The 11,401-nt window shown below is 59.6% G+C and carries 10 protein-coding genes and 1 pseudogene; 1 reads left to right on the forward strand and 10 read right to left on the reverse strand.

Annotated features, from left to right (window positions below; translation table 11 throughout):
* From WBP53_RS16945 to WBP53_RS16970, 6 genes and pseudogenes are all read right to left on the reverse strand, one after another.
* Window positions 1–948 (reverse strand): annotated as a pseudogene (locus tag WBP53_RS16945) (pyridoxal-dependent decarboxylase); the annotation flags it as partial.
* Window positions 949–1,291: 343 nt separating this feature from the next.
* Window positions 1,292–1,867 carry a flavin reductase family protein gene (locus WBP53_RS16950; protein WP_423930927.1) on the reverse strand — a complete coding sequence of 192 codons (576 nt, stop codon included), beginning with the start codon at window positions 1,865–1,867 and terminating at the stop codon, window positions 1,292–1,294.
* A 323-nt stretch (window positions 1,868–2,190) separates the two neighbouring features.
* Window positions 2,191–3,321, reverse strand: coding sequence for a calcium:proton antiporter (locus WBP53_RS16955; protein ID WP_423930928.1), 1,131 nt, complete (start codon window positions 3,319–3,321; stop codon window positions 2,191–2,193).
* Window positions 3,322–3,869: 548 nt separating this feature from the next.
* A complete protein-coding gene (locus WBP53_RS16960) occupies window positions 3,870–5,204 on the reverse strand; it encodes a glutamate carboxypeptidase (RefSeq protein ID WP_423930929.1) in 1,335 nt (444 codons plus the stop codon).
* A 152-nt stretch (window positions 5,205–5,356) separates the two neighbouring features.
* Window positions 5,357–6,352: a hypothetical protein gene (locus WBP53_RS16965; protein ID WP_423930930.1), complete on the reverse strand. Its 996-nt coding sequence runs from the start codon at window positions 6,350–6,352 to the stop codon at window positions 5,357–5,359.
* A 133-nt stretch (window positions 6,353–6,485) separates the two neighbouring features.
* Window positions 6,486–7,604: a linear amide C-N hydrolase gene (locus WBP53_RS16970; protein WP_423930931.1), complete on the reverse strand. Its 1,119-nt coding sequence runs from the start codon at window positions 7,602–7,604 to the stop codon at window positions 6,486–6,488.
* Window positions 7,605–8,103: 499 nt separating this feature from the next.
* Between WBP53_RS16970 and WBP53_RS16975 the strand changes: the two genes are divergently transcribed.
* Complete coding sequence (locus WBP53_RS16975; RefSeq protein WP_423930932.1) at window positions 8,104–8,385, forward strand: MliC family protein; 282 nt, start codon at window positions 8,104–8,106, stop codon at window positions 8,383–8,385.
* Between the two features lie 36 nt (window positions 8,386–8,421).
* Here the strand turns inward: WBP53_RS16975 and WBP53_RS16980 are convergent, their stop codons facing one another.
* The 4 genes from WBP53_RS16980 to WBP53_RS16995 all read right to left on the reverse strand — a co-directional run.
* A complete protein-coding gene (locus tag WBP53_RS16980; protein ID WP_423930933.1) occupies window positions 8,422–9,222 on the reverse strand; it encodes a hypothetical protein in 801 nt (266 codons plus the stop codon).
* Window positions 9,219–10,610: a glutamate decarboxylase gene (locus tag WBP53_RS16985; protein WP_423930934.1), complete on the reverse strand. Its 1,392-nt coding sequence runs from the start codon at window positions 10,608–10,610 to the stop codon at window positions 9,219–9,221. Before WBP53_RS16985 ends, WBP53_RS16980 begins: the two co-directional genes overlap by 4 nt.
* On the reverse strand, window positions 10,607–10,912 hold the full coding sequence (locus tag WBP53_RS16990; RefSeq protein WP_423930935.1) for a hypothetical protein: 306 nt from the start codon (window positions 10,910–10,912) through the stop codon (window positions 10,607–10,609). The genes WBP53_RS16985 and WBP53_RS16990 overlap by 4 nt, the downstream gene beginning before the upstream one ends.
* A 153-nt stretch (window positions 10,913–11,065) precedes the next feature.
* The coding region (locus tag WBP53_RS16995; protein ID WP_423930936.1) for a TolC family protein at window positions 11,066–11,401 on the reverse strand (336 nt) is incomplete at its 5' end.

The raw sequence follows: 11,401 nt of genomic DNA on the forward strand, positions 1-11,401 counted from the left end.
AACCGACATCAGAACTGGCTGACGTTCGCGCTGGCAACGTTCAAGCGTCGATTCCAGGGCGTCGGTATCCAGGCGCATGCCCTGTTCCGGCAGCAACTGCATCTGCGCGCGACCCAGACCCAGCAGCTTCAGGCCCTTGCTCCAGGAATAGTGTGCGGTGACAGGAGCGAGCACGTGCGGCACACGCAACTCAGGGTGCCGGGCGAAAAAATCGATCAGGCCGAGATGCTCGATGCGTGAGGTCTGCACGCAACGACGCCAATGCTTGCGTTCACTCGGTGACTGCGCAGCGAGCCACTGTTGCCAATCGTCAAGCAATTGGGTGCCTGCACGTGGATGCAGGTTGAATGCGCTCCAGTCATCTTCTGGCAAGGCCAGGTCAGGTACGCCGGCGCTGCGCAACGCCACCGGAAATGCCTTCAGTGCAAGCGCCAGACGCAGGGCCTGGTAGTTTGCGACGGAACCACCGGAGGTGATGTGGCCGAACGCGCAATCGGGCTGCAAGGGATCGTGTACATAGCCGATCATGCGCGCCAGTTGCAGGCCAGCTTGCACTTCCATGTCCACGGTGACGGGGGCTGAGTCCTCGCTGACATTGTTCGGGTTGTACGGCAGGGTCAGGATCTGTGCGATCAGCCCTGGCAGCAACAGATCCGAAACCATGTGCCCCATGTAGCGGGGGCTATGGAACGGAACCGATTTCTTCAATGATGCCGAGAGCTGATGCAACTCGCGGCGCATGCGCGATTCGAACGCCAGATAGTCGGGATGGCGGGACGCATCAGTCGAGATTGCCGGCGGATCTTCCGGATGGAAGTTGCGCCGCCAATAGACATGGTCGCGCAGAAACTCAACGACAAGCTTCTCCAGCAAGCTGTCGTTCTCGCCGTAAGGCCCGAGAAAACACGCGTCGATCCGGTGGCGGGTCAGGGGTGACTCTTCAGACATGTGTGTCGCTCAACGGTACGGGTCGGGGAGGTCCGATGGAGTCTGTTCGTGGCGATGCATGTAGCCCGACGGCAGACGCCGATTCTGGCCGACAGTGTCATCGCGATTGCCCGTGGCAGCATTGATCCAGATCAGTCCGACGCAGTCCGCGTGAGTCGAGTGCCCGCTCAGCAGATGTGGCAGTCAATTCACCAAGACGAGCAGTTCACGCCCATGCGTGCAGTGAGGCAGGTTCAACAGCTCCGGGAAGCCATCACTCGCGATGCGAATCGCGCTTCGGAAGAGTGCATCGGCCATGAGAGCAAATTCGCGGATGAGCAGGGGGATGCTTCTTGCCAGAACCCTACCAGCCCTGCAACTCGTCGCTGAAATGCCGGCCCGGCTCCAGGGCATGAATCTGCTTGTAGCGCCCGCTGTAGAAAATCAGCGGTTTTGATTCAGGCCCCTGCCAGAGGTGCTCGACGCCGGCAATGTAAAGGAAGTGATCACCTGCCTCATGCACATCCACCACACGGCCCACCACCTGCGCCAGGCTTCCACGTATCAGCGGCGTGCCATCCCTTTCGTCAAAGGAGAAATCCGGATTCTCTATCGGCTTGCCGGAAAAGTGCAGGCCGATATCCACTTGCTCTTCGGTCAGGAAACTCACTCCGTAGCAATCACCAATCCCCAGATGATGGATCACGCTCGATTCCTTGCGTAGCGACACGAGCACCAGAGGTGGATCCGCGGATACCGAAAGAAACGAATTCACGGTGATACCTGCGGGTTCGCCGTCACGCAGAAACGTGACGACGGCTACACCGGTCGAGAATCGCCCCATAACCCGCCGAAACGTGCGGGAATCCAGCTTCGCAAGGTCGTTGGAATCCGATTCCCCGGTGCTTTGCGAATGAACAGGTGTCGATTCCCGGGTCATGGCGTTTGGCTCATCTGGATGGTCCCGCTAGACATGGATCGCCTGCAGTCAGGACACTACCATGCCGCAATTTGCGGGCACTGTGTGCGGTCCGGGAAAAATCTCCGTCGGCGGTACGTCGTCGGGCGCAGTATTCAAACCCCCTGAGTTCGGCCAAGTGAGGTTACTCCTGAGTCATTCGAACGATCTCTCGAGAACCGGGTCTGCTCCCCTCCAGTATCTTGGGGCCGCTGCGCAATCCGACCCTCCCTGGAGCAAGCCCCCAGGCAGGCCGCCACTGCCGAGCACCAATGCAGTCAACCGGTCAGTGATTCGCGGATTGATCAAGGCAAGATGGATAGCAGGAGGAATATCGCGAAAATCACCAGATGGACAGCGCCCTGAACCAGGGTGGTGCGCCCAGTCGCAAGGGTGACCGTGCCGATGAACAACGTAAGCAGCAGAAGCACGGTTTCCTCAGGACCCAATCCCAGCAGTAGCGGTTGACCGAGCATGATGGCCGTGAAAGCCACGACCGGAATGGTGAGTCCGATCGTGGCCATTGCCGAGCCCAGCGCAAGGGTCAGACTGTTCTGCAGGCGATTGGCGCGCGCAGCGCGTACTGCGGCTATTCCCTCGGGAAGCAGGACCACTGCGGCAATCACGACGCCTACGAACGACAGGGGAAGATGGGCAGCCACGACCTGCTCTTCGAGTGCTGGCGCCAACAACTTCGCCAGTACCACCACTGCGGTCAATGCAGTGACGAGCAGTGCGAGGCTGACGGCCGTGGTGCGATTCGATGGCGCTGCATGCTCTACGCTTTCGGCCGCGGAACCGGATGATGGTTCCTCGATCACGAGGAAATACTGACGGTGCCGGATCGTCTGTTCGAACAGGAAGACGCCGTAGAGCAGCATCGAAAACAGCCCGATCAATCCCATCTGAACCGGTGCATAGAAAGGACCCATGACCGTGAGCGTGTAGTTGGGCAGGACCAGGGCAATGACGGCCAAAGTGCCGATAACGCTGAGTGCTGCAGCGGAACCCTGGGTCTGGAAGGATTGAGCCCGGTATCTCGCACCACCCACTACCAGGCTCAGTCCGACGACACCATTCAGCACGATCATGACAGTTGCAAACACGGTGTCGCGGGCCAGGGCCTCACTCCCCTCGGCAGCCGACAACATGACCGAGACAATCAATGCCACTTCGATAACGGTGACTGCCATCGCCAGAACGATTGAACCGAACGGTTCGCCTACTCTGGCGGCAATGATCTCGGCATGATGCACTGATGCGAATACCGCACCGGCCAGGAATACGGCGGCGGCAACAAGCATCGCCGGAGAAGATCCTGAAGCGATCCCGGTGAACTTGATTGCAAGCAGCAACCAGGCGGCAAGTGGTGCCGCCCAGGCCCACCAGGGATGATGAGCGTCGGCCACCGGATCTGCGTCTGCGCTGATCGTCATGATTTCTCCACACTGAAAGTTGCATGGCTAGCGAAGCAGAATCAACAAGTCCTGTGGCGTGCGTGATTCTGCTCCGGAGGTTCTTGGGTAGCGTCAGGTGGAACGAGCCAGAGAATGCGACGCAGTCGCCGAGACGAACGCTATCAGATTAAACAGGTGCTGTGCATGTCGAAGGCGTGGTCGGAAATGATCCGGATATCGGCAAAGCGAAGCAGGGCGAAATTGTGCTCGAGCCTGGTATTGCGCTGGCAGGAATGCTTTTGTTGCGGGGCGTTGCATCTCGTGCTTCGTTCACTGGGCCTGGATGGCTGCAGGTCGATGCAGGATCACGCCGGACAAATCGATTTCTCCCGGCAGCATCGATCATCACGATTGACAGTGTCCGCGGCAGGCGCTCCGCATGCTGTCGTCCAGTCTGATCTGAGGGGCGCCCGGATTGTTCCATTGTCTTTGACGGGCCCGTGATCTCGATGAGATGTCGACAGATGCCGGCTTCGTGAACGCGAGCGCTGTAACGAACCCGACAGCCGTCGGGTTCCGCAATCGCTTCAGAGCGGGTCGCCAGCACTTGCCCGCTTGCCCAGTTCGACGAGCATGCGCGAGGTCAGGTAGAGGCGCGGCACGATCGAATCGATCTCGATGAACTCGTTCTTTGCGTGGTAGCCCCATCCCGCCAGCCCCATGCTCTCCAGAACCGCCGGTTTGCCCGAGCTTGCGGCGAAGCCCGCATCTGTTCCGCCTGTTGTTTCAGGGATCAGCAGCAAGTTGCGGCCCGGCGCATTCGGCCCGGGCATTTCGCGCGTGGTCTCTTCTTCCAGGGTGCCGCTGTCCAGCTCCGCATAGATCGATTTCGCTAGCTGTGCAAGCTTGAGGCCCTTCTCGCCGGCCACGAACATGGGCCGCATGATTTCCATGGATACTTCGCTTTGTGTGTCGGGAATCAACGGATTTTCGTTCACCTTGCTCCTGATTGCGGCCAGCAGTTCTTCGGCTGCCCCCTGCCTGGTGAAACGGACGTCCGAGCCGGCTTCCGCCCGCCCCGGAATCTGGTTGCGTGCCGTGCCACCGTTGGCCGTGGTCCAGTTCAGTTGCGCACCCGGTATGGTTTCTGCGAGATCACGCGTTTGCACGAGTTGGTGGGCGAGCTCGATCAGGGCATTGCGGCCTTCCGCATGCGCGGCACCGGCGTGAGCAGCACGCCCGGTTACGACCAGCTTGATCTGGGCGGTGCCCGCTGCGCTCAGCAGCACGCCTTCGTCTTGGGCGATTGATTTCGCCGGACTGGGTTCGTACGAAAGTACCACGTCATTTTCGCTGCCAAGCTGCGCGATGATCGCGCCCGAACCCGGTGAGCCGATCTCCTCATCCGGATCGAACAGCACCGTCAGTGTCTCGTAATCGTTCCAGCCCGACTTCTGCAGGATCGCCAGCGAGTGAAGAACTACGGCGATGCCGCCTTTGTCATCGGCGATGCCGGGGCCGAACAACTTGTTGCCCTCGCGGCGATAGGGCTCGACATCAAGGATGCCCTGACGATACACCGTGTCCATGTGTGCGATCAGCATGACACGCAACTTGCCATTGCCTTTGAAAACTCCCTTCACCAGCCCCGGTGCCTGGCCGTTGGTGGCGGGGACTCTTTCCGTGGCGGCACCGAGAGCTTGCAGGCGATCCTGTGAGTACCTTGCCATCTCCTCCAGTCCCTCGATATCGTTCGAGCCGGACTCGATCAGTACCATCTTTTCCAGTGACGCGATTACCGCCGCCTGTTCTTCGCGCGCCGCAACCAGCAAGCTGCTTTCATTGCTGGCCGATTGCGCAAACGCACTGGCGGCCATGAAGGTTGCCAACAGTCCTGCCACGCTTGATTTCGTCAGGTCCATCGAATTTCTCCGCTGTGTTGTTGCGTTGTTCCGGGGGGGCGCATGCCTTTGCGTGCGATCCGAACGAGGTGGGTGGGTCGTGGTCAAGGCGCGGGATGCCTGCACTGTGTCAACGCTGTCGTGCGCAGCCAAACGCTGTATACGTGGGTCATTCAGAACCTGAAGACCGCGCCGAGTGCGGGGCCACTGAATGACAGCCTGGAAATCAGTTCGCCGGACTTGAAGTCGTAATCGATGTATCGCCATGCGGCGACGACATCGCCCCAGTCGTACGAGTAGCCGATTCCAACCAGCGCCTGGCTGGTGAAGTTCGAGTCGCCAGCGCCGGCATCAACGTAGTAGGGAACGGACCAGCGCAATCCTTCACCGAAGCGTACGTGCCCGGTCAGGCCGACGATGCCGTCCCATTTCGTCCTGTCGATATTCGACATGCCGCTGAGTCCTGCAGTACCCACACCGGGAACCGTTCCCGTCAGCTGCCAGTCGAGTTTCTGCTGCGTGTCCAGCATCCGTGTGCCGAAGACCAGCCTGGTAACGTGACGTGGCTTATCCGCCAGCGCATAGGTGCCTGCCAGGCTGAGTATCGTTGTCTTTGAATCGAGCTTGAGGTTTGCCGAAGCATCCTGGACCGGTATGCCGTTGATCGCGAAGCCGCCGGACAAGTTGGCCGAGTCACCGAGTTTGGCGTAGAACAAATCAGCCAGAAAGCCCCAGTTGCCCTTGTGTGCGCGCACCGAGCCCATGAAGGCGAACTTCAGGCCCGACACGATCCTGTGTTGGTCGATGGTGAATGAGGGGCCAGCGGCGCCACTCGGGAACGTTGTTTCGCCGTCTATCGAGGGGAGGTAGCCGTAGAGTGTCGCTGCGTACTTCCATCCATCGGAGTCCGATTGGGAAACTGCATACGGTGAAGCGTCTTCTTGGCCTTCGCGGCCAGCAATCGGCGAATCCTGATCCGGTGCTACTGCAAGAGTTGCAGCATGTTGACTGGCATCGGGGTCGGCGCTGCCGTCCGCGCCACCCGTATCGGCATGCGCCGTCGACATCAGCGCGAGCGCTGCCATGTGCGCGCACAACAGGCTGCGTCGCTCCAACATCCGGGAGGCATTCTTGTGTTCCCGAATTACAGATGAACTACTTGCTGTCATGCCCGATTCCTGATCGTCTTTGTGGTGTGCCAAGAAGCGCACTCCGCGTGCGCAGAAAGTGCTCCCGCAAGGCAGCGGCTGACCAACGAAGAGAACCGAGAGTCGCAGCCACCCTGTTTTCGTCCTGGATGTTTCAGGCCCCGGGTGGTTTTGCATTCAACAGCAGATCGGTCGAGTCCGAGCCGGACTGATCGAGTGCGCTGAGCGACAGCATGCGAACGCCGTTCGCAGCGGCAAGACGCTGCAAGTCGAGCATCGTGAAATTGAGGTTCTCGTAGGTGCGAATGTGCAACTGGGTCCGATTCAAGTCGGACAAGCTGGTCCATGACGTGTATTCGGTGGTGAATTGCGCCCCGTTCTCGCCGAAGGAACTGAGATCCAGGCCCTCACCTTTCTCCTCAACGGCATCAATCGTGATGCCCTTCGGTCGATCAAAGTTGTTCATGATGTGAGCCAGTGTCCGCAACGAGGCATCCGGATTGCTGACCTTCTCGGCATACTCGCTGTAGTAGACCGCCCGCACAAAGCGGCCGACCGAAGTTTCGGAACTGGGCAATCCGACAGTGGCAATGCCCGAGTCTGGCTGGTGCACCTTCAGCGAGCCAAACTGTCCGCTGGACTGATCCCGGTTATTGAGGAAGGTGTAGTTGTTGAGATTGGTGAGGTGCCAGTTGAAGTCTGGTCCGTTGGTCATCACCCCGACCGGGTTGTCGTGGACGCTCAGCGCGCCCTGGTCAAATTCAAGGACGATCGACGCTCCAGCACGGTCGTGCACTACCCAATGGAACGGCGGTACCTTTCCGCCCAGGACCGGAAGCGGGGCCAATGCGACAGTCTGTTCGGCGAGTGCAGCCTTGACGTCCCCGACATTTGAAAACTGACTCAGCACCCAGGAACCAAGATCGATTGCCGACAGCACTTGCCTGGTAATCGCCAGCTTGTCCTTGCCGGCCGTGGAAGAGGGATAGGCAAGCAGGCTGAAAGTTAGCCCTTGGTCATTGAGCCCCTCCATGATCTTGAAATCGTCAATCTGGAGCGGCGAGTCCTTGGTCGGGATTCTGTCCGGCATGGTGATGGTTACCATGCCGTGCATGGAGGTGTAGGACAGCGGCGGACCACCCGTCACCGCGGACTGGAATTTCTCTCCTGGCGGGAAATAGGTGACCTGGTAGGGCAATTCCTGTGAAAGTTCCAGGGTTCGTCCATAAAAGACGGCGCCATCGGCGTTGGTGTAGTTGAGCGAGGTGCACACGTCAGCAGGCCACGCAATCGTGAAGAAGTGTCACGGATGAATCAGGGATACATCGAAGCGGCATGGCGGGACTCCCGTAGTGCAACGACTCGCCCGGTACGATAGAGCGAGTGTCGAGTATGTAACTGAAAAACACCGTTGCACTGTGCTCGACAAGGGTGTTGCGCCAAGTCCATTGCATTCGATGAAAGCGTTCTTAGCTTAGGATAGCCTCAGCGTCAGATCAACGGGGCGGCGGCGAAATTCAGCGCGTCGCGTTCGCCAGTTGAAATGCGCAGGTGCAGTCTGCATCGCGCCGGATTGCCAGGCAGTCCAGGTACCCGATGATTCGATGCGCTCGGAACGGTTTCATTGCCCAGGTGTTTCGCGGCAGCTCGTTGCCGATATTGGTCAACCCATGAAAAAACGGTGTATCACATTGAAAATTCTTGTTCCCCTGGCAATTTCTCCAATGCTGTTCGTTTCTGCCTGTTCGGACGTCCCCCGGAAGGACGTCGACATGCAAGCGCCCGTTGCTGACCTGGCGTCATTGCACAGCTACTCGTGCAATAGCGGCGAAACGATTGCAGCAACCTACCCAAGCGCCGACTCCGCCACGATCAGATACAAGGGAAGCACCTACAACATGCTGATCGCAATATCAGCGAGTGGGGCGCGATATGTGGATGGCGACTTGGAGTGGTGGACAAGGGGCTCGGGCGCGGGATCCGAGGGCACGCTCTCCCGCCAGGGGGCGAATGGCGCACCTGATCAGAGTATCGAGAGCTGTATCGAATCCTAGGTGTAGTCAGGCAAATCGCTATTGTCGGCAATCAATTCAAGACACCGCTTCGCGGTACAGCAGGCACGAGCCGATCAGGAATCCGATTGCTCCAAGCAAGGTGAAGCTGAGCGCAATGGAGGCCAGCGGCATTGTTGATGCATGCGGCGGCACGAAAGCGAAAATCGCCGACACCATGAAGGCGATGCAGCCGAGCAGATTGGCTGCCGTCAACCACCAGACCAGTTCGTGCGGCCTCCAGGCGCCGTGTGCGTGGCAGGTTTCGACGAACGCCAGATAGCCTGAGGCCAGGAACAAGATCGAACCCAGCAAGTTCGGCGTCCAGACGAAGATGTCCTGTGCCAGCCAGTTGCCTGGCGTGTGCATGGCATCGAACGTGTTCAAGTTGAACAGCAGGGTTCCGGCGAACTGCAAGGCGCAACTCAGCCAGCCAATGTCACGCAGCCAATCGCCAATGCGTCGTCGCGGCGCTTCCAGTTCGCTTGTACCGAATGGCGTAGCACTGGCGGCCTGGAACCACTGCAATGCTGCGGCCAGCGTGAACGGAATGGATCCGGAAAAGAAGACCGCATTGACGGCCAGACTGTTCAGCGAACCCGCTCGGGCCAATGCCGGCCACAGACTCAATACGCTACCCGCCGCAAACAGTAGCGAGCCAAGAGCAAACAGCACGCCAATTGGGCGATTCAGTGCCTCGCCGAAATGCGCCTTGCGCCAGGCGCGCGAATGCACCACGTGCAGCGCACCATCCGCGCCGTGATGTATGCGGCGCGTGATGAATGGCCAGGGACCGCTACCGCTGTCCCTGGCGGGCTGCGCGGTGAATGTCGAACTCAATGGTGGAAGCCGGTCGCCTCCTGCGGCGACATCGAGGTATGCACCGGATGCGCTGCAAAGTGCTGCAGCACCTTCTTCATGTCAGTGACAAGCAAGGCGGCCAGATCGCGGCTGACGCCATGGCGAACCAGGATGCGCTGCACCACCTGTTGCTGCAGATTCGCCGGCAGGCTGTACGCAGGAACCTGCCAGCCGCGCATGCGCAGCCTGTCCGCCACGTCGTACAGGCTATAGCCGGGATCGGTGCCTTCCTTGATCTGCCAGCACAACGCCGGTATTCCGCCGTCCATGCGACCGTCGTAGAGGATTTCAAAGGGACCCAGCTTGGCAATTTCGCGTGCCAGGAACTGCGCCGTTTCATAACAGGCGCTGTGCACCTTTTCATAGCCTTCGCGGCCCAGTCGAAGGAAGTTGTAATACTGGCAAACGACTTGTCCGGCAGGGCGGGAGAAGTTCAGCGCGATATCGCGCATGTTGCCGCCGAGATAGTTGACCCAGAAGACCAGATCTTCCGGCAGGTCCTTTGCTTCGCGCCACAGTACCCAGCCCACGCCCAGCGGAGCGAGTCCGAATTTGTGGCCCGAAGAATTGATCGATCGCACTCGTGGCAGGCGGAAGTCCCACTCAAGTTCTGGCGCGCAGAAAGGTGCCAGGAATGCACCGCTGGCACCATCTACATGGATCGGAATATCGAGGCCTGTTTCGGCCTGATACGTGTCGAGCGCTTCAGCAACTGCCTTTACCGGTTCGTACTGGCCAGTGAAAGTCACGCCCAGGGTTGGCACCACGCCGATGGTGTTCTCGTCGCAACGCGCAAGCACTTCTTCCGGCGTCATCAGCAGTCGACCCTCGTCCATCGGAATTTCACGATGTTCGACGTCCCAGTAACGCGTGAACTTGTGCCAGCACACCTGGACAGGCCCGGTGATCAGGTTTGGCCGGTCGGTCGGCTTGCCGGCCGCCTTGCGTGCTGCCTCCCAGCGACGCTTCATTGCCAGACCGCCGAGCATTGCCGCCTCGCTCGAACCAGTGGTGGAACATCCGATGCCCTCGGCCTTCGCCGGCGAGTGCCAGAGATCCGCGAGCATGCGTACGCAGCGCGCCTCGATCTCTGCAGTCTGCGGATACTCGTCCTTGTCGACCATGTTCTTGTCGATGCACTCGTCCATCAACAAGTGCGCTTCGGGATCCTCCCAGGTCTGGCAAAACGTGGCCAGGTTCTGGCGGGAATTTCCGTCGAGCATCAGCTCGTCATGCACCAGTGCATAGGCCTGGCGCGCCGCGCTCTCGCGTTCGGGAAAGCCGACTGCGATCGTGGCGTTGTCCTCCGTTGCGTAGAGGTCGTCATCCGCCGAGCGGCGTGTCGAGTGTTTGCCCTTCAAGGTCATGCGAATGCTCCGTTCGTGTAGTCGTCGATCGAGTGTAACCGCGGTGCGCGAAACAGTGCCAGCAGCGTGCGGCAATCGCGTGTCGGTTGGAAGGATTGGGTCTGCAAGCGATGCAGTGCCTGATCAAAAAAGGAGTCGGGACCGGTCTTGGCAGGTCGGCGAACATACTTGTGCTCATCGCGCCCGCGTGTTCCGGGCCACTTCTTGATCGTGTTGCGCGGCAAGCTGATCAGGCGCGCGACCTCGGTGATCGGAAACATCGAAAGAAAACGCATCGGGTGGTTACTGACATGCATGATCATGGTGTTCGATTCATGGTCCCTGCAGGGAGAAACACGGCAGCACAGAAAGATTGCCCTGGCCAACGTCAGCAAACAGCAAGCAGCAAGCAGCGCCAGCTAGTCGGTCTTGATCGAGAGCGAACCTCGCTCATCTTTTGATGCGTGACGGGATGGCTACGGCGCGCTACCCAGTGCACCCGTGGCCAATGCCAGCGTAGCTGCCGCGGACAACGCGCCACTGTATGCGTCAGCCGTGGCATTTTCCGCCTCGCCGAGCTGAATTTCGGCAGCATGAACTCCGGTAATGGTGCCTACACCATTTCGATAAGCCTCCAGCGCAGCGTCGAATGTGATCTGGCTGGCGGCCTTCAACGCGGTCGCTGCCTGCCAGGTTTCGAGGCTTGAATCCAGCGTGTTGTTTGCGCGCACAATCTGGCGGACCGCTGCTTGTCGAGTCTGATCGAGCTTCATTTCGGCGTTGTCGGCTGCCGCACGAGCCTGGCTCACTTG

It is taken from the genome of Dokdonella sp. (assembly GCF_049593775.1).
Classification (GTDB): Bacteria; Pseudomonadota; Gammaproteobacteria; order Xanthomonadales; family Rhodanobacteraceae; genus Dokdonella.